22 protein-coding genes are annotated in these 23320 nt (G+C 73.3%); 16 read left to right on the top strand and 6 right to left on the bottom strand.

What is annotated here, in order from left to right; translation table 11 throughout:
• Positions 1 to 38 precede the first annotated feature (38 nt).
• Complete coding sequence (locus C4J65_RS30470; protein WP_115745309.1) at positions 39 to 917, bottom strand: DUF4132 domain-containing protein; 879 nt, start codon at positions 915 to 917, stop codon at positions 39 to 41.
• Between the two features lie 304 nt (positions 918 to 1221).
• On the opposite strand from C4J65_RS30470, the gene C4J65_RS30465 reads away from it, so the two are divergent.
• From C4J65_RS30465 to C4J65_RS30435, 7 genes are all read left to right on the top strand, one after another.
• Entirely contained in the window at positions 1222 to 2301 is a 1080-nt protein-coding gene (locus tag C4J65_RS30465) for an aromatic ring-hydroxylating dioxygenase subunit alpha (protein ID WP_115745308.1), read from the top strand.
• Positions 2298 to 2468, top strand: coding sequence for a hypothetical protein (locus C4J65_RS36430; protein WP_115745307.1), 171 nt, complete (start codon positions 2298 to 2300; stop codon positions 2466 to 2468). The genes C4J65_RS30465 and C4J65_RS36430 overlap by 4 nt, the downstream gene beginning before the upstream one ends.
• On the top strand, positions 2465 to 3418 hold the full coding sequence (locus C4J65_RS30455; protein WP_115745306.1) for a PDR/VanB family oxidoreductase: 954 nt from the start codon (positions 2465 to 2467) through the stop codon (positions 3416 to 3418). Before C4J65_RS36430 ends, C4J65_RS30455 begins: the two co-directional genes overlap by 4 nt.
• A gap of 144 nt (positions 3419 to 3562) precedes the next feature.
• Positions 3563 to 4534 carry an ABC transporter substrate-binding protein gene (locus C4J65_RS30450; protein ID WP_115745305.1) on the top strand — a complete coding sequence of 324 codons (972 nt, stop codon included), beginning with the start codon at positions 3563 to 3565 and terminating at the stop codon, positions 4532 to 4534.
• Positions 4531 to 5304: an ABC transporter permease gene (locus C4J65_RS30445; RefSeq protein WP_115745304.1), complete on the top strand. Its 774-nt coding sequence runs from the start codon at positions 4531 to 4533 to the stop codon at positions 5302 to 5304. Before C4J65_RS30450 ends, C4J65_RS30445 begins: the two co-directional genes overlap by 4 nt.
• Positions 5301 to 6080, top strand: a complete 780-nt coding sequence (locus tag C4J65_RS30440; RefSeq protein ID WP_115745303.1) for an ABC transporter permease subunit — start codon at positions 5301 to 5303, stop codon at positions 6078 to 6080. The genes C4J65_RS30445 and C4J65_RS30440 overlap by 4 nt, the downstream gene beginning before the upstream one ends.
• A gap of 76 nt (positions 6081 to 6156) precedes the next feature.
• Entirely contained in the window at positions 6157 to 6948 is a 792-nt protein-coding gene (locus tag C4J65_RS30435; RefSeq protein ID WP_115745302.1) for an ABC transporter ATP-binding protein, read from the top strand.
• Positions 6949 to 6955: 7 nt separating this feature from the next.
• Here C4J65_RS30435 and C4J65_RS30430 read toward each other — a convergent pair whose 3' ends face one another.
• Positions 6956 to 7615, bottom strand: coding sequence for a hypothetical protein (locus C4J65_RS30430; protein WP_115745301.1), 660 nt, complete (start codon positions 7613 to 7615; stop codon positions 6956 to 6958).
• Positions 7616 to 7848: 233 nt separating this feature from the next.
• Here C4J65_RS30430 and C4J65_RS30425 point away from each other — a divergent pair, with 233 nt between their 5' ends.
• Together C4J65_RS30425 and C4J65_RS30420 are read left to right on the top strand one after the other, a co-directional pair.
• A complete protein-coding gene (locus C4J65_RS30425) occupies positions 7849 to 8505 on the top strand; it encodes a helix-turn-helix transcriptional regulator (protein ID WP_115745300.1) in 657 nt (218 codons plus the stop codon).
• Positions 8506 to 8600: 95 nt separating this feature from the next.
• Positions 8601 to 8837: a hypothetical protein gene (locus tag C4J65_RS30420; RefSeq protein ID WP_115745299.1), complete on the top strand. Its 237-nt coding sequence runs from the start codon at positions 8601 to 8603 to the stop codon at positions 8835 to 8837.
• Positions 8838 to 8860: 23 nt separating this feature from the next.
• Here the strand turns inward: C4J65_RS30420 and C4J65_RS30415 are convergent, their stop codons facing one another.
• Positions 8861 to 9541, bottom strand: coding sequence for a 4'-phosphopantetheinyl transferase superfamily protein (locus C4J65_RS30415; protein ID WP_115745298.1), 681 nt, complete (start codon positions 9539 to 9541; stop codon positions 8861 to 8863).
• Positions 9538 to 10425 (bottom strand): metallophosphoesterase, encoded by an 888-nt coding sequence (locus C4J65_RS30410; protein ID WP_115745297.1) that lies wholly within the window; start codon positions 10423 to 10425, stop codon positions 9538 to 9540. The genes C4J65_RS30415 and C4J65_RS30410 overlap by 4 nt, the downstream gene beginning before the upstream one ends.
• Positions 10426 to 10710: 285 nt before the next feature.
• Here C4J65_RS30410 and C4J65_RS30405 point away from each other — a divergent pair, with 285 nt between their 5' ends.
• A complete protein-coding gene (locus tag C4J65_RS30405) occupies positions 10711 to 11859 on the top strand; it encodes an ATP-grasp domain-containing protein (RefSeq protein WP_115745296.1) in 1149 nt (382 codons plus the stop codon).
• Here the strand turns inward: C4J65_RS30405 and C4J65_RS30400 are convergent.
• Positions 11852 to 13189, bottom strand: coding sequence for a 6-phospho-beta-glucosidase (locus tag C4J65_RS30400; RefSeq protein WP_162833421.1), 1338 nt, complete (start codon positions 13187 to 13189; stop codon positions 11852 to 11854). The two genes, C4J65_RS30405 and C4J65_RS30400, sit on opposite strands and share 8 nt — an antisense overlap.
• 127 nt (positions 13190 to 13316) lie before the next feature.
• On the opposite strand from C4J65_RS30400, the gene C4J65_RS30395 reads away from it, so the two are divergent.
• The 5 genes from C4J65_RS30395 to C4J65_RS30375 all read left to right on the top strand — a co-directional run bounded on the left by C4J65_RS30395 (position 13317) and on the right by C4J65_RS30375 (position 20053).
• Entirely contained in the window at positions 13317 to 14111 is a 795-nt protein-coding gene (locus C4J65_RS30395; protein ID WP_115745295.1) for an IclR family transcriptional regulator, read from the top strand.
• 32 nt (positions 14112 to 14143) lie between these two features.
• Complete coding sequence (locus C4J65_RS30390) at positions 14144 to 15364, top strand: histidine kinase (protein ID WP_115745294.1); 1221 nt, start codon at positions 14144 to 14146, stop codon at positions 15362 to 15364.
• On the top strand, positions 15361 to 16032 hold the full coding sequence (locus C4J65_RS30385) for a response regulator transcription factor (protein ID WP_115745293.1): 672 nt from the start codon (positions 15361 to 15363) through the stop codon (positions 16030 to 16032). The genes C4J65_RS30390 and C4J65_RS30385 overlap by 4 nt, the downstream gene beginning before the upstream one ends.
• Positions 16033 to 16179: 147 nt before the next feature.
• Positions 16180 to 18297, top strand: a complete 2118-nt coding sequence (locus C4J65_RS30380) for an MMPL family transporter (RefSeq protein ID WP_115745292.1) — start codon at positions 16180 to 16182, stop codon at positions 18295 to 18297.
• A gap of 355 nt (positions 18298 to 18652) precedes the next feature.
• Positions 18653 to 20053: a glycoside hydrolase family 16 protein gene (locus C4J65_RS30375; RefSeq protein WP_115745291.1), complete on the top strand. Its 1401-nt coding sequence runs from the start codon at positions 18653 to 18655 to the stop codon at positions 20051 to 20053.
• Positions 20054 to 20131: 78 nt separating this feature from the next.
• Here the strand turns inward: C4J65_RS30375 and C4J65_RS30370 are convergent, their stop codons facing one another.
• The gene (locus C4J65_RS30370; protein ID WP_115745290.1) at positions 20132 to 21037 is read right to left on the bottom strand and encodes an AraC family transcriptional regulator; all 906 of its coding nucleotides are present in this window, start codon (positions 21035 to 21037) and stop codon (positions 20132 to 20134) included.
• A gap of 157 nt (positions 21038 to 21194) precedes the next feature.
• Between C4J65_RS30370 and tkt the strand changes: the two genes are divergently transcribed.
• A complete protein-coding gene (tkt, locus tag C4J65_RS30365) occupies positions 21195 to 23291 on the top strand; it encodes a transketolase (protein ID WP_115745289.1) in 2097 nt (698 codons plus the stop codon).
• Positions 23292 to 23320: the final 29 nt, after the last annotated feature.

The following is a 23320-nucleotide window of genomic DNA, read 5'->3' as shown; positions in this document are numbered from 1 at the left end:
GCCTTTCGTGGGTGTGGTACGTACCGCCGCTGCGGCGTTCACTCGGCGCCGTCCGTGGGCACGGCGCGGCCTGCGTGCAGGGCGGCCGCCATGCGCATGCCCTCGGACCAGGCGACGGGGCCGACCTCGCGCAGCGGAAGGCTCCGGTACGCGTCCTCGTGGTTCCAGGTCAGGGCGCCGGTCCAGGCCTTCTCCTCGGTGTAGGGGTCGCTCATGCCGACGGAGACGGTGACGATGCGTCCCGCGTCCCGGACGCGGTCGACGATGCGGCCCCCGGAGACCTGGTAGCCGAGGGAGGTGGCACGGGCGGAGAGGTGGAACCACGAGCGGTACTCGGCACCCGCGAACTCGGTGACCACGTCGGTGTCGCCGCCGTCGGTCTCCCCGGGCGCCTCCCAGGTGGCCCGGTGGATCTGCTCCACGCCCTGGGTCAGGCCCAACTCGGCGGCGAAGGTGCGCAGTTCCTCCAGGCCGGGGAGGAGGACCGGGTGGGGCATGGTCACCGTGCGGGGGGTCAGACGGACGGTCTCGCCGTCCAGGTTCACCACCCGCAGTCCGTCCGACGCGTCCGCGTCGCGCAGGAAGCCGGCCTCGTCGGGGCCCTCGCCGACCACCACGATGTCCCGCAGGGCCGCCTGCCACGCCTCGTCGGGCCAGACCTGCGCGAGCAGCCCGGTCGGCACCGGGAGCGAGGACACCATCCAGTTGTCGACCTGCGCCACGCACTCGGCGGCGTGCCGGTCCAGCCACTCGGCGAAGCGCTGGAGTTCGACCACCTCGGGGCGGTCCCGTATCTCCGCGGGCAGAGCACGCTCCCGCTTCCCCTCCGCCGGGGACTTCGCCGACGCGGACCGCGCCACCACCCGGCCCTCCACCAGGGCGACTTCGTACGTGTCGCCCGCTGCCAGCCAACCCATCAGCTCTTCGCCTCTCCCACTACTAGGAACGCACGGCACAGCACGGGGCCCCTGAATCGGCACGCTCCGCTGTGGCGTTGGCCAAAGACTAGGGGCACCCACCGACAGCCGGGTGAGCCGACCGCGCGGGGCCCGAACGGACCGGAGCCGTCGGCAGGTCGGTGGTGCGCGGAACACCCGGGCGACGTCGGCCGGGCGAGGCCCTCGACCCGGCAAAATTCCTCCTGACGGAAGTGCTGTTGCCGGGGCGGGGCGGCGTCGCGATGGTGTGACCACACGACGTCGAGGACGACGGGAGCCGCGCATGCCGCACATGACCGCCTTCGCCAGGAACCAGTGGTACGTCGCCGCCTACAGTCACGAGGTGGGGCGCGAGTTGCTGGGGCGCACGGTTCTCGGTGAACCGCTGGTGCTCTACCGCGCCGAGGAGGACGGGAGCCCCGTCGTCCTGCACGACCGCTGTGTGCACCGCCGCTATCCGCTGTCCGAGGCGCCCACCCGGCTGGACGGGGACCGGATCGTGTGCGGGTACCACGGGTTCACGTACGACACGACCGGCACCTGCGTGTACGTGCCGGGCCAGAAGCGGGTCCCGCGCACCGCCCGGGTCGCCTCGTACCCGGTGGCCGAGCGGGACTCCCTGGTGTGGGTGTGGATCGGCGACCCGGCGTCGGCCGACCCCGAGGCGGTGCCGCGGGCCCGGCACCTGGACGCGCCGGGCTGGGTCACGGTCCGGGGCATGGAGCCGATCGACGCGGACTACGGGCTGCTGGTCGACAACCTCCTCGACCTGTCCCACGAGACGTATCTGCACGGCGGTTACATCGGCACGCCCGAGGTCGCCGAGACGCCGATCACCACCGAGGTCGACGAGGGCGCCGGAATCGTCCGGGTGAGCCGGCGCATGGACGACGCCGAGTGCCCGCCGTTCTACGCCAGGTCGACGGGCATCGGCGGGCGCATCGACCGATGGCAGGACATCGAGTACCACGCGCCCTGTCTGTACGTGCTGCACAGCAGGGTCGCGCCGACCGGCGTGGCGCCGGCGCCCGACGGCAGCGATCCGGACGGCTTCCACACCGAGATCACTTACGCCATCACGCCGTCCGGCGACGGGAAGGTGTACGACTTCTGGGCGGTCTCCCGGGACTGGGCGACGGACGACACCGAGGTCACCGACTTCCTGTACAAGAACAACCGCACGGTCGTCATGCAGGACGTCGACGCGCTCAACCTGCTCCAGCGCACGCTCGGCGGCGAGCGCACCGGATACCAGGAGCTGAGCATCAACATCGACACCGGTGGTCTGGCCGCGCGCCGCATCCTGGCCCGGCTGGTCGAGGAGGGCGAGGGTGACGGGGCCGTGCGGCGGGCGGCCCGGTGAGCGGGCGCACCGGCGAGGTCTACCGCGTCGACTGGCTGCCCGGCACCGACGTCCTGCACGGCACCTGCCACTGCGGTGCCGAGCACAGCGCCGAGGACCCGGTCGCGATGTGGGACTGGATGCTCGCCCACCCGCAGGGACACGACCGCGCGGGGCACGGCTCGTGACCCGGTACGAAGCCCGGTACGAGGCCGAACTCGTCGTCGACCGCCGGGAGACCGCGGCCGACGGCGTGCTCGCCCTCACCCTGCGCCACCCGCTGGACGCACCGCTCCCGGCCTGGGAGCCCGGCGCCCACATCGACGTCGTCCTCGGCCCGGGCCTGGAGCGGCAGTACTCGCTCTGCGGCGACCCGGCCGACCGGGCGGTGTACCGGATCGCGGTGCTGCGCGAGACCGACGGCCGGGGCGGGTCGGCCTACGTGCACGGCGAGTTGCGGGCCGGGGACAAGGTCCGGGTGCGCGGCCCGCGCAACAGCTTCCGGCTGGAGCGGGCGCCCCGCTACCGCTTCGTCGCCGGCGGCATCGGCATCACCCCGATCCTGCCGATGCTGGCCGCCGCCGAGGAGTCGGGCGCCGCGTGGAGCCTGCTGTACGGCGGTCGGACCCGCGCGGGTATGGCGTTCACCGGGGAGCTGCGGCGGTACGGCGACCGGGTCACGCTCGTCCCCGAGGACGAGTCGGGGCGGCTGGACCTGGCCCCGGTGCTCGACGACGTCCCGCCGGGCACCCTCGTCTACTGCTGCGGGCCCGGCGGGCTGCTGGACGCCGTCGAGGCGCGCTGCCCGGCCGGGAGCCTGCGTGTGGAGCGGTTCCGTCCGAAGGAGGCCGACGCGGGCGCCCCGGCGGAGGCGGAGTTCGAGGTGGTGCTCGCGCGCAGCGGCCGTACGGTGGCCGTCCCGCCGGGCGTGTCGGTCCTGGACGCGGTCCGGGAGGCCGGCGTGGAGGTGCTCCACTCCTGCACGGAGGGCACCTGCGGGACCTGCGAGACCGAGGTCGTCGAGGGCGAACCGGACCACCGGGACTCGGTGCTCACCGAGGAGGAGCGGGCCGCCGGGGAGACGATGCTCGTCTGCGTGTCGCGATGCCGCGGCCGGCGGCTCGTGCTGGACCTGTGACTCAGCGGCGGCGCACGGCCGGTTGAAACCTCAACGGCCCATCTCGACACGGGCATTGACCACGGCTCCGCCCCGGCCCTACGTTCCCGCTGAGCACGTTCCCACTGAGCACGTTCCACTGAGCACGTTCCTCCAGGGGGAGTCATGCGTCGTCTGCTCGTCGGCCTCACGGCCGTGTCCGTCCTGGCCGCCGCGACGGCGTGCGGCTCGTCCGACGACTCCGGGGGGCCGGAGGGGTCCGGCTCCGCCGGCGGCACCACCGAGGTCGAGGTGGGTCTCATCCCCATCGTCGACGTGGCCCCCCTGTACCTGGGCCAGAAGAAGGGGTTCTTCGAGAAGCAGGGGCTGAAGCTGTCGTTCTCCAGCGCGCAGGGCGGCGCGGCGATCGTGCCGGGCGTGGTCAGCGGCCAGTTCCAGTTCGGCTTCAGCAACATGACGTCCCTGATGGTCGCCCAGTCGAACGACGTGCCGGTGAAGGCCGTCGCCAACGGCATCGCCTCGACCGGTGAGGTGGGCAAGGACTTCGAGGCGCTCACCGTCAAGGGGGACAGCCCGCTCAAGTCGCCGAAGGAGCTGGAGGGCAAGAAGGTCGCCATCAACACGCTGAAGAACATCAACGAGACGGCGGTGCGGGCCTCGGTGCGCAAGGCGGGCGGCGACCCGGACGAGGTGGAACTGGTCGAGCTGGCCTTCGACCAGATGCCGGCCGCGCTCGACGCCGGGCGGATCGACGCGGCGATGGTGGTGGAACCGGCGCTGGCCACGATCAAGAGCCAGGGCGGCCGGGAGATCGCCTCCCCCATGATCGACGTCGCCCCGAGGCTGACGGTCGCCATGTACTTCACCTCCACCCGGTACGCCGCGGAGCACCCCGAGGTGGTGGAGAAGTTCCGGGCGGCCACCGCCGAGTCCCTCGCGTACGCGGACGCGCACCCCGACGAGGTCCGCGAGGTCGTCACCACCTACACGAAGATCCCGGCGGACGTGCTGGCGAAGGTGACCCTGCCGAAGTGGCCGGCCGAGCCCGATCGCGCCGCCATCGAGGAACTGGCGAGGCTCGGCGAGGCGGACGGCCTGTTCAAGCGGGCGCCGGACCTGGACAAGCTGCTGCCGTGAGGGGCGCGAACGCCGCACTGGGTGCGGCCGGGCTCGCGGCCTTCCTCGCCCTGGGCGAGGCGGTGCCGCGGCTGGGCCTGGTCGAGGAGGACTACTTCCCGCCCACCAGCCGGATCGCCGACGCGCTCGGCACGGAGGTGGCGGACGGCGCCTTCTGGACCGCGCTCGGCGACACCCTCACCGGCTGGGCACTGGGCCTGGCCGTCGCGGTCGGCGCGGGGATCGTCGTGGGGGTGCTGCTGTCCGTGGTGCCGTACCTGCGTGCGGCGACGGCGTCCACGATCGAGTTCCTGCGCCCGATTCCGTCGGTCGCGCTGATCCCGCTGGCGGTGCTGCTGTACGGCACCGAGCTGCGGTCGGTGCTGCTCCTGGTCGTCTACGCCGCCTTCTGGCAGGTGCTGATCCAGGTCCTGTACGGGGTGCGGGACGTCGACCCGGTCGCCGAGGAGACGGCACGCTCGTACGGCCTGGGCGCCTGGGCGCGGGTCCGGTACGTGCTGTGGCCGACCGCGCTGCCCTACGTCATGACCGGGGTGCGGCTGGCGGCGGCCGTCGCGCTGATCCTGGCGGTCACCGCCGAGCTGGTCGTCGGGGCGCCTGGCCTCGGTGCGCGGATCGCCGTGGCGCAGACCTCGCAGGCCGTGCCCGAGATGTACGCGCTGATCGTCGTCACCGGGCTGCTGGGCCTGCTGATCAACGTCGGCGCGCGGTCGGTGGAGCGGCGGGCGCTGGCCTGGCACCAGTCGGTGCGCGGGGAGGTGGCGGTGTGAGGCGCCTGCTGCTGCGACTGGTGTTCGTGCTCGCGCTGCCGGTGGTCCTCGTGGCCGTCTGGTGGGTGTCCTCGTCCGGCAGCGAGGACGTGTACTGGCCGCCGCTGCGGACGATCGTCGAGACCTTCCCGGACGTGTGGACCGGCGAGCGGTGGCGCGGTGACGTCCTGCCCAGTGTGCTGCGGCTGGCCGCCGGTTACGCGCTGGCGGGACTCGCCGGTGTCGCGCTCGGCACGCTGATCGGCTCCTACCGACGGGTGCGGGCGGTGTGCGAGCCGGTGCTGGAGTTCCTGCGCGCGGTGCCGCCGCCGGTGCTGGTGCCGGTGATCATGCTGTTCGCGGGCATCGGCGACACGATGAAGATCGTCGTCATCGCCGCCGGGTGTGTCTGGCCGGTGCTGCTCAACACGGTCGAGGGCGTGCGGGCGGTGGACGCGGTGACGGCCGAGACCGCCCGCTCCTACGGCATCACGGGCGTGGCACGGTTGCGGCACGTGGTGCTGCGCTCGGCGAGCCCGCAGATCTTCGCGGGGCTGCGCCAGGCGCTGTCCGTCGGCATCATCCTCATGGTGATCAGCGAGATGTTCGCGGCCAGCAACGGGCTCGGCTTCACCATCGTGCAGTTCCAGCGTTCCTTCGCGATCCCCGACATGTGGACCGGCATCCTGCTGCTCGGTCTGCTCGGCTTCGTCCTGTCGGTCCTCTTCCAACTGGTCGAGCGGCGTGCGCTCGGCTGGTACCACGGCCTGCGCGCCGCCGCCCGGCGGTCCCGGTGAGACCCGCGCCTCGTGACTCGTGACCAGTTGCTCGTGACCAGTTGCTCGTGACCAGTGACTCGTGAAAGGGCGGTCCATGCTCGACGTACGTGGCCTGAAGAAGGTGTACGAGGGTGCGGGGCGGCGTGTCGAGGCGGTGCGCGATCTGACCTTCTCCGTGGCGGCCGGTGAACTGGTCTGCCTGGTCGGCCCGTCGGGCTGCGGGAAGACGACGCTGCTGAAGTGCGTGGGCGGACTGCTCGAACCGACGGCGGGCGAGGTGTTCCTGGCCGGCCGCAGGGTGACCGGTCCGCCACCCGGGACGGCGTTCGTCTTCCAGGAGTACGGGCGCAGCCTGTTCCCGTGGATGCGGGTCGGCCAGAACGTCGAACTACCCCTGAAGCGGAAGAACTTGAGCAAGGTGCGGCGCACGGAGCTGGTCGTGGACGCGCTCGCGTCGGTCGGGCTGGCGGACGCCGCCGGGGCCTACCCGTGGCAGTTGTCGGGCGGCATGCAGCAACGGGTGGCCATCGCGCGGGCGCTGGCGTACGAACCCGAGGTGCTGCTGATGGACGAACCCTTCGCGGCGGTCGACGCGCAGACCCGCGCCGACCTCGAGGACCTGGTACGGGCGCTGTGGCGGGAGCGGGGCATCACGGTCCTGTTCGTCACCCATGACATCGACGAGGCCGTCTACCTGGGCGAACGGGTGATCGTGCTGTCCGCCTCCCCCACCGTCGTGCGGGAGCAGCTCCGGGTCGACCTGCCGGACGGGCGGGACCAGGTGCACACCCGGGTGGCTCCCCGCTTCGCGGAGCTGCGCACCCACGTGTACGAGCAGATCCAGGCGGCGAAGCGCGCGGTGCCCGCCGCCCCGCCTCCGCAGTGACCATCCGTCACTCGGCGGCGGGGACGACTCTCAGGTGGGAGGGGGCGTGGCGGGGACGTGGTGACCGGTGGGCGGCGCGGCGCGGTTCCCGCAGGACCAGCGTCAACCGCGTGTAGCCCAGCTCCTGGAGCGACGCGGGCGTTTCGACCACGACCCGGCACTCGGTGGTGCCCCGGCGCGGGTCGGGGTGGTGCAGCGGCCGTACGGCACCGTCGTGTTCGACGGCCCGTGCTCCGACGGCACGGATCCAGTGCGGCAGGCCCTGGCAGTAGGCCGCCTCCATGATCGGGTCCTGGGCGATGTCCCGGCGGACGGCCTGCAGTCCGGGGTCGTGGCCGTACCGCTCCAGGGTGGCGGCGAAGTGCGCCAGCATGGGCAGGCACCAGCTCGACTCGTGCTCGCCGAGGACCGTGGCGGCGTCCGGGTGGAAGAGGACGAACCGGAGGAAGTTGTCGTTGGGCATGGCCGTCGGATGCGGTCCGGCGCCTTGGAAGAGTGTCCGGAAGGCGCCGTTGGCCAGCACCACGTCCCAGCGGTGGTCGACGACGAGAGAGGGGAAGGGGACGGCCTCCAGGAGGGCGGTGTAGTCCTGGAGATAGGCCTGGGCCTCGGGGGTCGCGGGGGCGGGCCGCGGCGCCGGCCGCTGCCCTCCTGCCTGAAATGCCATCGGGAGGTCACCCCTCTTGCCTGTGCGGCCCTTCTCGCGGCGTCCGCATCCTGTCGCCCCGACGCGAGGCGTGTCAACTATCGTGGCATTTCGTGCCTGTTGACGGCTGAAATAGGCCACAGTTGTGGCGATGCCTGGATGTGAGTTCGAGCGGCAGGCTACTCTCCGGGAAGTTCACGGCAACTGCTTGTGAGAAGCCTGTGAGGCCTGTGAGAGACGTAGGAGAGCTGTCGGTGACGGGTGGCTTCGAAGGTCCGGGCGCCAAGCCGACCACCGCGCTGGCCGCCGTCGTCGCCCGGGTCGGCGCCCTCGCGGACCGGCTCGACGTGCCGCACGCCGAGGTCTTCGACGTGGGCCGGCTGTCCGCCGCCTCCGGCGTCCCCGAGTCCGTCGTCGGGGCCCTGCTCGGGGGCCGGCCGACGGGCGAGCCCGATGTGCAGACCAGGTTCGTGCAGCGCCTGGACCTGCTGCGCCGCACCCGGCTGAAGCCGAACGGCCGCAAGTACACCCAGCAGGAGATAGCCGACGGCGCCGGGATGTCGCGGCAGCAGGCAGGCGCGCTCATCAACGGCGACCGGCGCCCCACCATGGAGCACTGCGACGCCATCCAGCGCTTCTTCCGGGTGCACGCCGGCTTCCTCACCGCCGAGGACCCCGAGGCGCTCTCGGGCGCCCTCCAGCGCACCGAGCAGGAACTGCTCCAGCAACTCGCCGACCGGGAGCGGGAGGCGGCGGCCCCCGCCGATGACCCGCTGGAGCGGCTGCTCCAGGACCACGGGGTGCGCGGCATCGCCTGGCGGGCCGCGCAACTGCCCACCGACCAGCACCGCGACAAGGTCGCCGAGTGGCTGGACATGCTCCTGGAGAGCGTCAAGCGGCCCGAGTCGTGAGGACGGGATTGTCAGTGGTGGACGGCAAGCTGGGAGGGTGCCCCCGCCGTGCGGGGGCGCGTGACCGCTGACGTCGTTGTGGGGAGAGCCGACCGATGACCACCGCCGTACTGACCGACCACGAACGCACCGCCGTCCAGGCCTACCTGCGGCTCCTGCACACCGTGCGGGCCGGTTTCGACACCGGTTCGGGCACGGGCGACGCTCCCCGGCCGCCCGTCGTCCCGCCCTCCGTGCTGGCCGAGGCGGAGCAGGCGCTGCGGGACGCGGGGCTGACGGGGAACGAGGAGGCGTTCTTCCGGCTGCTGCGCGACTGGTGCCCGCCCACCTGACGGGCGGGAAAACCGGCCGCCGTTCAGGTGCGCGGGACCGTGACCGCCGTGGTGACCAGGCCGTCCCTTGCGCTCCAGCGGCCGTCGAAGCGGCTCAGGCGCCTGCCGTCCACGGTCGGCCCCGGCACCAGAAGGGCGGCGTGCAGGGTGCCGCGGCGCGGGTCGACCGGGTCCACGCGGATCTCGATGTCCGCCTCGGCGAAGTCCAGCCACTGCCCGGTGAGGGGGAACCACGCCTTGTAGACCGACTCCTTGGCGCTGAACAGCAACCGGTCCCAGTGGACGCCGGGCCACGCCCCGCCCAGTCGCCGCAGCCGGCTCACCTCGGCGGGCAGGGCGACGGTCTCCAGGACGCCGTCCGGGAGCGGCCCGTCGGGTTCGGCGTCGACACCGAGGGAGGCCAGGTCGGTCAGGCGGACCAGGGCGGCGGCGCAGTAGCCGTCGCAGTGGGTCATGCTGCCGGCGAGGCCGTCCGGCCAGCGCGGGGCCCCGCGCTCGCCGGTCAGCACGGGCTGCGCCGGCACGCCGAGTTTCTCCATGGCCCGGCGGGCGCAGGACCGCACCACGGTGAACTCGCGGCGCCGCTTGGCGACCGCCCGCGCGACGATCTCCTCCTCCTCCGGATAGAGGGGCAGGTGACCGGCGTCGTCCTGATCGAAGGCCTCCACGGTGACGACCGTGTCGGGCAGCAGTTCCTCGATCAACGGGTCGCCTCCTGGCGCGACGGCGCCGTGGACGCCTGCGTCGACGGCAGGATGCGGCGCAGTTGCCCGGGCGGCCCGGGCCGCTTGCGCCACTCGCGGGGATAGCCCACCGAGACCTCCTCGAAGCGGACCCCCTCGTGCCAGGTGGTGCGCGGGATGTGCAGATGCCCGTAGACCATGGTCCGCACCCGGAACCTGCGGTGCCAGTCGGCGGTCAGCGACGTACCGCACCACATGGCGAACTCGGGATACCACAGGACATCGGTGGGGTGCCGGTGCAGCGGGTAGTGGTTGACGGGGATCGTGGGCAGGTCGGCGGGGATCTCGGCGAGCCTGCGCTCGGTCTCGGCGACCCGCGCCCGGCACCAGGCCTCGCGGCTGGGATAGGGGTCGGGGTGCAGCAGGTACTCGTCGCTGCACACGACGCCGGTGCCCTGGGCGTACTCCAGTCCCTCGGCCTTGGTCGCGCACCCCGCGGGCAGGAACGAGTAGTCGTAGAGCAGGAAGAGCGGCGCGACGACCGCCGGGCCGCCGGCGCCCTCCCACACCGGGTACGGGTCCTCGGGGGTGGTCACGCCCAGTTCCCGGCACAGCTCGACGAGGTGCTCGTAGCGGGCGACGCCGCGCAGGTCGATCTCGTCCTTGGGGTGCGTCCACAGTTCGTGGTTGCCGGGGACCCAGACGACCCGGCGGAAGCGGTCCGCGAGGACGCCGAGAGCCCAGCGGATGTCGGCGACGGTCTCCGCCACGTCGCCGGCCACCAGGAGCCAGTCGTCGTCGGACTCGGGGTGCATCCGCTCGACCAGGGCCCGGTTCTCCTCGTATCCGATGTGCAGATCGCTGATGGCCCACAGCTTCCCCGGAGCGCCGGCCCTCGTGGTCATCCCCCACCCCTTCCAGACACGCGTTCGACGCCACGAGATCACATCCCCGCCCGGGTCACAAGGCGACCCGGCGCCGCCGCGGCGACCCCCCGGGGGGACCGTGGCCCGGCCGGGCCACGGCATCCGTGTGACGCTCGTTGCGCTCGGGGCCGCGCGTACCCCTATGATCGCCCCAACACCACCGCCACGACTCTCCTTACGCGCAGAGCGGCCCGGTGTCCCTCCAAACCCCTGGCCGGGCACGGCCCGCCTCGCCCTGCCCGCGAACCCCGGAAGGCGGCTTGCATGGCTTCTCCCGTACGCGTCTGGCTCAACCGCACGTACGCGGAGAACGTCTTCTTCATGGATCAGCTGCGGAGAAATCCCGCCGACCGGGCCGTCGAGATCCATGCCACGCACGGCGACCCGGACTCCCCCGTGCTGGCCGCCGCGGACACCGCGGAGTTGGAGCCCGAGGGGCTCTCCCCGGCCGGTTACGTCGAGTACGCCCTGGCCCAGTGCGCGCGGCGCGGCATCGACGTGTTCGTACCCCGGCTGCACCAGTCCGCGATCGTGGCCCACCGCGCCGAGTTCGAGACGGTGGGTACGGCGCTGCTCGCGCCGCCGCCGGAGGCGGTGGCCGTCTTCCGGGACAAGGTGATCGCCTACGAGGCGGTCCGGGCCCTCGGCGTGCCGGTGCCGCCGTGGTGGCGGGTGCGCACGGCCGACGAACTCGTCCTCGCGGTGGAGGAGCTGGAGGCGGACGGGCACCGGGCGTGCTTCAAGCCGGCCTCCGGCGCGGGCGGCGTGGGCTTCCGGATGGTCACCCGTGACCCCTTCTCCCTCGCGCACCTGAACGGCTTCCCCAGCCCGTCCGTGCCGCTGCCCCTGGTCGTCGAGGCGCTGCGGGCGGCCGAGGAGCCCGTGGACTGGCTGGTGATGCCGCGCCTGGAGCAGCCGGAGGTCTCGGTGGACTGCCTCACCGGGCCCGACAACCGGGTCCGGCTGGCCGTGGGCCGCACCAAGAACGGCCGCCGCCGCGGGTTCACCCTGCACGAGCAGTGGCTGGCACCGGCGCGGCGGATCGCCGAGACGTTCGGGCTGCACCACCTGTCCAACATCCAGTTCCGGATGTACGGCGACCGGCCCGTCCTGATGGACGTCAACACCCGCCCGGCGGGCGGGCTGCACCAGCTGGCGCTGTGCGGCGTCAACGTGCCGTGGGCGGCGGTCCGGCTGGCCCTCGGTGACGACCCGGGCGAGCTGGAGCCGCCGTTCCTGGGCCAGGACTACGCGGTGGTGGCGGGACCGCGTCCGCTGCGCCCGGTGACCTTGCCGCACCAGCGCGCGGACCTCCCGGCCGTCGCGACACCGGCACCGGCACCGGCGCCCGCACCGGCAGCGGCAGCGAGGGCGGCGGCACCGGTGTCGTCCGCCCCCGTGGGGCTCACCTGAGGTACGCCAGTCCCGGGTGCACCGCCCGGTAGCCGTCCACGAGGCGGCGGGCGACGTCGACCGAGTCGACGAGGGGGTGCAGCGCGAAGGCCCGTACCGCCGCCGCGCGGGAGCCGGTCTCGGCCGCGGCCAGGACGTCGCGCTCGACGCCCTTGACCGCGCGGACCAGACCGGTGGCGTGGTCCGGCAGCGGATCGGCCGCCATCGGGTGGGCGCCGTTCGCGTCGACCAGGCAGGGGACCTCGATCACCGCGTCGGGGTCGAGGACGGAGAGCGTGCCGCGGTTGCGGACGTTGAGGATCAGGGTGGCGCGTTCGTCGCGGGCGACGGCGCGCATCAGCGCCAGCGCCACCTTCTCGTAGCCGCCGGACAGGTCCTCGGCCTCGCGTTCGCCCGCTCCCGCCGTCTCGCGGTTCTCGGCCATGTACGTCGCCTCGCGTTCGGCGCGGGTGCGGTCCCAGGTGGCAAGTGCCGGGGCGTCGGGGCGGCGCATCTCGTCGTAGAAGCGGGCCTGCTGGTCGCGCAGGAACGCGCCCCGGGTGAGGCCGGCCTCCTGGTAGGCGCGGACGGTCTCCCGGTTGAAGTAGTAGTAGTGCAGGTACTCGTTGGGGACGGCGCCGAGGGAGCGCAGCCAGTCGGCGCCGAAGAGCCGGCCCTCCTCGAAGGAGCCGAGCAGCGCCTGGTCGGCCAGCAGCCGCGGCAGCTCGTCGCGTCCGCCGACGCGCAGGCCGCGCAGCCAGCCGAGGTGGTTGAGGCCGACGTAGTCGACGAAGGCGCGGTCCGGGTCGGCGCCGAGCACGCGGGCGACGCGGCGGCCGAGGCCGACCGGCGAGTCGCAGATGCCGATGACCCGGTCGCCGAGGTGCCGGGACATGGCCTCGGTGACCAGTCCCGCCGGGTTGGTGAAGTTGATGACCCAGGCGTCCGGTGCCAGCCGGGCCACCCGGCGGGCGATGTCGGCGGCGACCGGGACGGTCCGCAGCCCGTAGGCGATGCCGCCCGCGCCGACGGTCTCCTGGCCGAGGACGCCCTCGGCGAGCGCCACCCGTTCGTCGTCGGCGCGTCCTTGGAGGCCGCCGACGCGGATCGCGGAGAACACGAAGTCGGCGCCGCGCAGCGCCTCGTCGAGGTCGGTCGTGGCGGTGACGGCCGGCGCGTCGGGCACCCCGGCCGCCTGTTCGGCCAGCACCCGGGTCACCGCCGTCAGCCGGGCCGGGTCCAGGTCGTGCAGGACGACGTCGCTCACGCGCCCCTCGGCGCGGTCTCCGAGGAGCGCCCCGTACACGAGCGGTACGCGGAATCCGCCGCCGCCCAGCATCGTCAGCCTCACGTCCGCATCCTTCCGTCGCCCGGCCGCACTTCCGTCCGGCGCCGATCATGGCACGGCCGGTACCGCCCGCGCGTGCACCTCCCCTTCCCTCTGTCCAGGAGCCGGGCGGACACCTACCCTCGGCCCGGTGACCGCCCCTTCCGCCCCCACCGCCCCCGACCGGCTGCTCGCCGTGCTCGCCGCGTTCGACCACGCGCACCCGGCCCTGTCCCTGACGGACATCAGCCGCCGGGCCGGGCTGAGCCTGACCACGGCGCACCGGCTGGTGGGCGCCCTGACCCGGTGGGGTGCCCTGGAACGGGACGGTGCCGGCGTCTACCACGTCGGCCTGCGGCTGTGGGAGGTCGCCGCGCTGGCCCCACGCGGTCTCGCGCTGCGGCAGGTCGCGTGGCCGTACCTGGAGGACCTGTACGAGGCGACGCACGAGAACGTGCAGCTGGCGGTGCGGGACGGCGGCGAGGTCGTCTACATCGAGTGGCTGGCGGCCCGGTCGTCGGTCGGCGTGCACATCCGCGTCGGCGCCCGCTGGCCGCTGCACGCCACCGGGGTCGGGCTCGCCCTGCTCGCGCACGGCGAACCGGAGTTCCAGGAGGCGTACCGCACCGGTCCGCTCGCCTCCTTCACCGCGTACACGATCACCGACCCGGCACGGCTGCGCCGGGTGCTGGCCGAGGTGCGGCGCACCGGAGCGGCGGTGAGCGACCGGCAGATCACCGACGACGCCCTCTCGGTTGCCGCCCCGGTGCACGGCCCGGACGGCACCGTGACCGCGGCCGTGTCGGTCGTCGTGCCGTACGCCGACGCGCAGGTGCCGGCGCTGGTCCCGGCGGTCCGGCTGGCGGCCCGCGGCATCTCCCGGGCCCTGGGCTGGCACCCGAATATCCCTCGCACCGGTGAGGACGGGCCCCCGCACGCCTCCTGATACTGGGACGGCCCCGTGCCCCAGGAGCCGCCATGTCCACCCGGTCCCCGCTGTCCTCCCCGCTCGCCGCCGTCCTCGCCCGGCTGCGTACGACCAGCCCGTACGCGGTGGACGCCGCCGTCGCCGCGCTGGTGCTGTTCGCCGTCTCGCTGCAGTGGCTGTTCCCCGACGAGGGGGACGATCCGCTGTCCTGGCGGGGCTGGCTGCTCGGGGCCGCGACCGCCGTGCCGTTGGTGTGGCGGCGTGCGGCGCCGTTCGCGACCGCCTGTGCCGTGTCGGCGGCCACCCCGGCCCAGGCGCTCTACCATGCGCCGCCGCCCGACCTGATGTACGGCGGCTTCGTCGTCCTCTACACCCTGGCCGCCCTCGCCCGGCCCTGGCAGCGGCGGGTGATGCTGGCGGGCTGGCTGATCGGGGTCGCCGCCACCATCAGCCACAAGGAGGACGCCGAGCCGTTCGAGTACGCGTTCCAGCTGCTGAGCATCGGGTGCGCGTACGCGCTCGGCTCGCTCACCCGGACCCAGCGCGCCTACACCGCCGAACTGGAGGACCGGGCGCGGCGGCTGGAGCGCGAGCGGGCGGCCGACACGGCGCGGGCCACGGCGCAGGAACGCGCCCGCATCGCCCGCGACATGCACGACATCCTGGCGCACGCGGTCAGCCTGATGGTGGTGCAGGCCGAGGCCGGGCCGGTCGTCGTGCGCAGTGATCCGGCGCGCGCGGAGGCCGCGTTCGACGCGATCGCGACGGCCGGGCGGGACGCGATGACCCAACTGCGGCGCATTCTGGGGGTGCTGAAGGAGGAGGAACGCGAGCCGGGGCCGCGGCGGCTGCCCCAGCCGGGCCTGACCGCGCTGCCGGGACTGGTCCGCCGGGTCGGTGAATCGGCCGGGCTGCGGGTGGAGTTGAGGACGACGGGCGAACCGTGTGCGCTGCCCCCGGACACCGAGGTGGCCGCCTACCGCATCGTGCAGGAGGCCCTCACCAACACGGTCAAGCACGCGTACGCTTCCTGCGCGGCGGTCGGACTCGACTGGGCGGAGGACGCGGTGACCCTGACGGTGACGGACGACGGACGGGGCCCGGCGGCCCCGGGTGACGGGGCGGGCGACGCCGGGCACGGGCTGATCGGCATCCGGGAGCGGGCCGCCGCCTGCGGGGGCGAGGCCGTCACCGGCGGCGGACCGGACGGCGGCTTCCGGGTCGTCGTACGCCTGCCCGTCGCGGCCGTCCGGCACACGGCGCTCGGGTGAGCGTCCGGGTGGTCGTGGCCGACGACCAGGAGCTGGTGCGCAGCGGGTTCAGCATGATCCTGGAGGCGCAGCCGGACATCGAGGTGGTCGCGGAGGCCGGGGACGGCGCGGAGGCGGTCGCCGCGGTCGAGCGGTACGCGCCGGACGTCCTGCTCCTGGACATCCGCATGCCGGTCATGGACGGCCTGGACGCGGCCCGGCGGGTGTGCGCGCGCTCCGCCTGCAAGGTCGTGATGCTGACCACCTTCGACCTGGACGAGTACGTGTACGAGGCGCTGTACGCGGGTGCCAGCGGCTTCCTGCTCAAGGACGTGCGCCGGGACGACCTGGTGCACGCGGTGCGGGTGGTCGCGGCCGGTGACTCACTGCTGGCCCCGGCGGTGACGCGCAGGCTGGTCGCGGACATCGTGCGGCGCCGGCGCGAGGAGGCCGCCGCGGCCGACGTCACCCCGGAGCGTCTGGAGGTGCTGACCGCGCGCGAGGTGGAGACGCTGCGGCTGCTGGCGCGGGGGCTGTCCAACTCCGAGATCGCCACGACCCTGTTCGTGAGCGAGCACACCGTCAAGACGCATGTCAGCAACGTGCTGAGCAAGCTCGGTCTCCGCGACCGGGTGCAGGCGGTGATCTGCGCGTACGAGACCGGTCTGGTGGCTCCCGGCGCCCCGTGACGCTCCCCCTGACGGGTGAGGCGACGGCCGCTCTCCCCCGTGCGGGCGAGTGCGCAAACCGCTCTCTCCGGCGATCCGGCGGACCCCCGGCCGCCCCGACTCTGGTGGCGATGACACCAGATCCGAGTCCGATCGCCGGGAGGGACCGTGCTGTCCACACTCGCCCGGGCGGCGACCCGCCGCCCTCTGACCGTGATGCTCCTGTGGGGCCTGTTCCTGCTGCTCGGCTTCGGCCTCGGCACGGGCGTCTTCGGGAAGCTCTCCGACGACGTGCCCGACGTCCCGGGCACCGAGTCGCAGGTCGCCGCCGAACACCTGGACGGCCTCGACCCGGCGGGCGACTCGATCACCGGCGTGGTCGAGGCCGCCGCCGTCGCGGATCCCGCGGTGCGGGCCGAGGTCCGGCGGGCCGTGGCCGACCTGCGGGAGGTCGCGGGCGTCGCCGAGGTCCCCGACCCCTACGCCACGCACGGCATGGTCGCCGGGGACGGACGGGCCCTGGTCGTCTCCGTCGCCCTGGAGGGCGGTCTCGGCGACGACGCCGAGGAGGCGGCGGTCCAGGACGCGGCCGACCGGCTGCACCGGATCGACGGGAGCGAGGTGTCCGGGGTCCACGTCAGCGGCGGGCCGCTGCTGGGACAGCAGCTGGGCGAGCGCGCCCAGGAGGACGTGAAGAACGCGGAGTTGATCTCGCTGCCGGTCGTGCTGGTCCTGCTGTTCGTCGTGTTCGGCGGGCTGCGTGCGGCCGGGCTGCCGCTGCTGGTGGCGGTCGCGGGGATCGCGGGCGCGTTCCTGGCGCTGTTCGGCTTCAGCCAGTTCACCGACATCTCCGTGTACGCGATCCAGGTCACGACGATGCTGGGGCTCGGCCTCGCCGTGGACTACGCCCTGCTGATGCTGGTCCGCTTCCGCGAGGAGCGGCGGAACACCCCCGACGTGGTGGAGGCCGTGCACCGCACGGTCGCGGCGGCCGGGCGGACCGTGCTGTTCTCGGGGCTGACGGTGGCCGTGAGCCTGGCCGGGCTGCTGGTCTTCCCGAGCACGTTCCTGCGCAGCATGGGGCTCGCGGTGGCCGCGGTGGTCGTCGTCGACATGCTGGCGGCGCTGACGCTGCTGCCCGCGCTGCTGGCCCGGTTCGGCGGCCGGATCCCCCCGGCGAAGGCCCGGCCCGAGGAGGAGGGCCGGCTCTTCGCCCGCCTCGCCCGTTTCGCCGCCCGGCGGCGGGTGGCCGTCCTGGCGGTGGCCGTCCCGGCCCTGCTGGTGCTGGCGCTGCCCGTCACCGGCATGACCATCAACCTCGGGGACGCGCGGCAGCTTCCGAAGAGCACCGAGGCGCGGCAGTTGTACGACGCGATCGAGGCGCACTTCCCGCCGGGCACCGGCGTCTCACCGGTCACGGTCGTCCTGCGGCCCGGCACCGACGCCGCGACGGCCGACCGGATCCGCGCGCTCGCTCCGGGCACGGTCGCGCGCGACCTGTCCGGCGGCACCACCGTGCTCGAACTGCCCCCGGGCGGAGCGGCCGACGGCCCGGCGGCCACCGAACTCGTCGAGCGGGTACGGGACCTGCGCGGTGACGCACCCGTCCAGGTCACCGGCAGCGCGGCCCAGCTGGTCGACTTCCGGCAGATGCTCGCCGACCGGGCGCCCTGGGCGGCGCTGACCGTGCTGGCGGGGATCTTCGTGCTGCTGTTCGCGTTCACCGGGTCGGTGCTGCTGCCGCTGCGCACCGTCGCGACCACGCTGCTCAGCCTCGGGGCCGCACTCGGCGCGGTGGTCTGGGTGTTCCAGGACGGCCATCTGGCCGGGCTGATCGGTGCCGAGGGGCTGGGCGCGCTGAGCCTGACGGCGCCACCGTTGATCATCGCCATCGCCTTCGGACTGGCCATGGACTACGAGTTGTTCATCCTGGCCCGGATGCGCGAGGCCCGGGAGCGGACCGGCGACGACCGGGAGGCCGTGGTGACCGGACTGCGCCGCTCCGGCCGGGTGGTGACCTGTGCCGCGCTGCTCCTCGCGGTGGTCTTCGGTGCCTTCATGACGGGCGGCTTCTCGCCGATCCTGCAGATCGGGCTCGGCCTGACCCTGGCGGTGCTGATCGACGCCACAGTGGTCCGGATGCTGCTGGTGCCGGCCACCATGGCGCTGCTGGGCCGGCGCGCCTGGTGGGCCCCGAAGCCGCTGCGCCGGGCGCACGAGAGGTTCGGGGTGCGCGAGGAGGCCCCCGCCCCCGCTCCGGCTCCGCCGCAACCCGCGGCGCGCTGAGACGCCGGGCGCGCCGAGACGCCGGGAGCGCTGAGACGCCGGGAGCGCTGAGACGCCGGCGCGCCGCCGGGACACCGGGCGCGCGGCCCGGCCGGTCCGCGGTTCCGCCCCGACGGGGGTGGGGAGGAACCGCGGTCGAGGCACGCCCGCCCCCGCCCGGCACTTTCGTGACGTTCACGACGTTCACGGGCTGAACTCCCCGGCCCCGCAAGGACTTTCTCGGCTTCACCTCTTGACGGCGGCGGCGACCCGGAGCACATTGGCCGCACTCTGAGAGCGCTCTCACACGTCTCCCCGCGGAGCGCGCTCGGGGCGTACCGCTTCCCACTCCCGCGTTTCGAGAGGCGACCCCCACATGAGAGATGCATCCGGCAATCCGCCCAGACGCCGGCCGCTGCGCCGGGCACTGGTGGCCGTCGTCGGCACGCTCGGCCTCGCCGCGGCGGCGACGACCGTCACGGGCCCGTCGGCGGGCGCGGCCGTTCCGCCACCCCCGTCCGGCTGGACGCAGGTCTTCGCCGACGACTTCGACGGCGCGGCCGGCTCCGGCGTGAACACGGCCAACTGGCAGTACGACACCGGCACGTCGTACCCCGGCGGCCCCGCCAACTGGGGCACCGGCGAGATCGAGACGATGACCTCCTCCCCAGGCAACGTCTCGCTGGACGGCGGCGGCAACCTCCGCATCACCCCGCAGCGCGACGGCGCCGGCAACTGGACCTCGGGCCGCATCGAGACCAAGCGCGCCGACTTCGAACCGCCGGCGGGCGGCAAGCTGCGCGTCGAGGCCCGCATCCAGGTCCCGAACGTCACCGGGGCGGCGGCCAAGGGCTACTGGCCGGCGTTCTGGATGCTGGGCTCGCCCTACCGGGGCAACTACTGGAACTGGCCCGGCGTCGGCGAGATCGACATCATGGAGAACACCCAGGGCCTCAACACGGTCTGGTCCACGCTGCACTGCGGCACCTCGCCCGGCGGCCCCTGCAACGAGACCAGCGGCATCGGCGGCAACACCCCGTGTCCCGGCGCCACCTGCCAGGCGGGCTTCCACACCTACCGGGTGGAGTGGGACCGCTCGACGAGCGTCGAGGAGATCCGCTTCTACGTCGACGGCAACAACTTCCACACCGTCCGCGCCAACCAGGTCGACGCGACGACATGGGCGAACGCCACGAAGCACGGCTACTTCATCATCCTGAACGTCGCGATGGGCGGCGGCTTCCCGGACGCCTTCGGCGGCGGCCCGGACGGCGGCACCCAGCCCGGCCACTCGATGCTCGTGGACTACGTCCAGGTGCTGTCGGCCGGTGGGAGCGGTACCACGCCGCCCCCGACCGGCGGTGACCGCGACGCGTACAGCACCGTCGAGGCGGAGTCGTACGACGCCCAGTCCGGCACGATGACCGAGGGCACCTCGGACTCGGGCGGCGGCAGCAACCTCGGCGCCCTGGCGAACGGCGACTGGGTCCAGTACAAGGGTGTGAAGTTCGGTTCGAGCGCGGCGACCCAGTTCAAGGCCCGGGTGGCCAGCGGTGCGGCCGCCGGGGTCAGCGGTCTGGTCGAGGTGCGCCTGGACAGCCGCGGCAGCACGCCGGTCGGCAGCTTCGCCGTGGGCAACACGGGCGGCTGGCAGTCGTGGCGGACCATACCGGCGAACATCGCCTCGGTGACGGGCACGCACGACGTGTACCTGACCTTCACCAGTGGGCAGCCCGCCGACTTCGTGAACGTGAACTGGTTCAGCTTCGGCCGCTGAGCGGCAACCGGCCCCCCGCAGGAGGGCGCAGGGGCTCCACTCGCCGTGGGGCCCCTTCGTCGTGCCACGCGCGGTGTTTCAGCGCAGCTCCGCCCGGAATGCCGCCGGTGTCTGATCCGTGTGCTGCTGGAAGAACTTGGAGAAGTTCGCCGCGTCCGGGAAGCCGACCGCCGCGCCGATCCGGCCGATGGGCATCTCGGTGTGGGCGAGCAGCCGCTTGGCCTCCAGGACGACGCGCTTGTCGATGAACCCCTTGGGCGTCTCACCGGTGGCGGCGCGCACCGCGCGCACCAGGGTGCGGCGGGAGTAACCGAGCGCGTCGGCGTAGGCGCTGACGCTGTGGTTGGTGGCGAAGCCCCGCTCGACCGCGTCCCGGAAGAGGATGAAGGTGCTGTCCCCCGGTGCCTCGGCCCGCCCCTGACGCGCCGCCCTCGCGGAGCCGGCCGCGAGATGGGCGAGGCGCAGCAGGAACGCGGAGAGCGTGTGGCGCAGTACGGCGGTGTGCAGGCTCAGCGGGAGTGTGGTCGCGTCCTCGTACTCGCGCCGCAACTGGTCGAGCGCCGCCGTCAGTCCGGCGAGCCGCGCCTCGTCGGGGTGGAGCAGGGGCGGCAGGTCGTAGCGGTAGAGGCCGGTGGCCTCCACGGTGGCGCGGGGCAGGAAGCCGGGCTGCATGGTGAGCACCGTTCCGCGGTACTCGCCCTCGGGCGCGAAGCGGTGGACCTGGCCGGGACGGATCCACAGCAGATCGCCGGCCGTCGCCTCGTACTCGGCGAAGTCGATCATGTGTCGGACCGGTCCGCCGGTGAAGAGCATGACGATGTGGAAGTCGATGCGGTGCACGCGGTGCAGCGGGGCGTGCGCGCGCCAGGTGCGGCCGGCGCCCATGGGACCGACCTGCATGCCCACCCCGAGGAGGCTGAGATCGACCGGGAAGGGGAACGTTCTGATCCCGTCGCCGCCGCCTTGGCTTCTTTCGTCCGCCATGTCCTTCTCGTACCGTCCCGCCCGTGTGCCCCGCGGCCGGGGCGTGTCCCAGTTTCACCACAGGCTGGCACACCACGACCTTCACTCCCAAAAGTCAGACTTTTAAGTTTGAACACGTCAGGCCAGCTACTTCGCTCCGATCGAGGATTTCTTGAAGATGAGCACGCAGTCGAGCAAGCAGACAGTGGACAGCGCGGACCGCTTCGAATGGACCGAACTCGACCGGCGTGCCGTCGACACCGCCCGGGTCCTGGCGGCCGACGCCGTGCAGAAGGTGGGCAACGGTCACCCGGGTACGGCGATGGCCCTGGCCCCGGCGGCGTACACGATCTTTCAGAAGGTGATGCGACACGACCCCGCCGATCCCGAGTGGACCGGCCGTGACCGCTTCGTCCTCTCCCCCGGCCACACCTCGCTGACCCTCTACACCCAGCTCTTCCTCGCCGGGTACGAGGTGGAGCTGGACGACCTCAAGGCCTTCCGCACGCACGGCTCCAGGACGCCGGGCCACCCCGAGTACGGGCACACGGCGGGCGTGGAGACCACCACGGGTCCGCTGGGCCAGGGGGTGGCCAACGCGGTGGGCATGGCGATGGCGGCCCGCTACGAGCGCGGCCTGTTCGACCCCGAGGCCCCCGAGGGCGAGTCGCCCTTCGACCACACGATCTGGGCGGTCGTCAGCGACGGCGACCTCCAGGAGGGCGTCTCCGCCGAGGCGTCGTCGCTCGCCGGTCACCAAAAGCTCGGCAATCTGGTCTTCCTCTACGACGACAACCACATCTCGATCGAGGGCGACACCGTGACCGCGTTCTCCGAGGACGTGCTGAAGCGCTACGAGGCGTACGGCTGGCACACACAGCGCGTCGAGCCCGCTGAGAGCGGTGACGTGGACGTGCACGCGCTGCACGCGGCGCTGACGGCGGCGAAGGCCGAGACCGGGCGTCCGTCCATCATCGCGATGCGCACGATCATCGCCTGGCCCGCCCCGAACGCGCGGAACACCGAGGCATCCCACGGCTCCGCCCTCGGCGCGGAGGAGGTCGCCGCCACCAAGCGCGTCCTCGGCTTCGACCCGGAGCGGTCCTTCGAGGTCGCGGGCGAGGTGCTCGCCCACACCCGCCGGGCCCTGGACCGGGGCGCCGAGGCGCACGCGGCCTGGGACAAGCGGATCGCCGCCTGGCGCGACGCCGCTCCCGAGCGCGCGGCCCTGTTCGACCGCGTGGTCGCCGGCCGGCTGCCCGAGGGCTGGGAGGACACCCTGCCGGTGTTCGAGACCGGCAAGGCCGTCGCCACCCGCGCCGCCTCCGGCAAGGTCCTCCAGGCGCTCGGCCCGGTGCTGCCCGAACTGTGGGGCGGCTCGGCCGACCTGGCCGGTTCCAACAACACGACCATCGACGGGACCAGCTCCTTCCTGCCCGTGGGCAACCCGCTCCCCGGGGCCGACCCGTACGGCCGCACCGTGCACTTCGGCATCCGCGAGTTCTCCATGGCCGCGGAGATGAACGGCATCGCCCTGCACGGCAACACCCGGATCTACGGCGGCACCTTCCTGGTCTTCTCCGACTACATGCGCAACGCGGTCCGCATGTCCGCGCTGATGCAGCTGCCGGTGACGTACGTGTGGACGCACGACTCGATCGGCCTCGGCGAGGACGGCCCCACCCACCAGCCGGTCGAGCACCTGGCCTCGCTGCGCGCGATCCCCGGTCTCAACGTCGTCCGCCCCGCCGACGCCAACGAGACGGCGACCGTGTGGGCGGAGATCCTCCGGCGCCACGCCACGCACCCGGCGCCGCACGGCCTCGCCCTCACCCGCCAGGGCGTACCGACCTACGCGCCGAACCCGGACGCGGCGCGCGGCGGGTACGTCCTCGCCGACGCCTCCACCGGCGCCCCGGACGTCGTCCTGATCGCCACCGGCTCCGAGGTGCAGCTCGCGATGGCCGCGCGGGAGGCGCTGGAGGCCGAGGGCACCGCCACGCGCGTGGTGTCGATGCCGTCCGTGGAGTGGTTCGAGGAGCAGCCGCGCGCCTACCGCGAGAGCGTGCTGCCGCCGTCCGTGCGGGCCCGGGTGGCCGTGGAGGCCGGGATCGGCCTGACCTGGCACCGGTTCGTCGGGGACGCGGGCCGCATCGTCTCCCTGGAGCACTTCGGCGCCTCCGCCGACGCGAAGACCCTGTTCACCGAGTTCGGCTTCACCGCCGGGCACGTGGCCGCCGCCGCCCGGGAATCCTTGGCCGCCGCCCGCGGCTGAGCCGAACGCACTGACAAGCAGAAAGAGAA

It is taken from the genome of Streptomyces sp. CB09001 (genome assembly GCF_003369795.1).
Lineage (GTDB): Bacteria > Actinomycetota > Actinomycetes > Streptomycetales > Streptomycetaceae > Streptomyces.
This window is presented reverse-complemented; position numbering and strand designations above follow the sequence as displayed.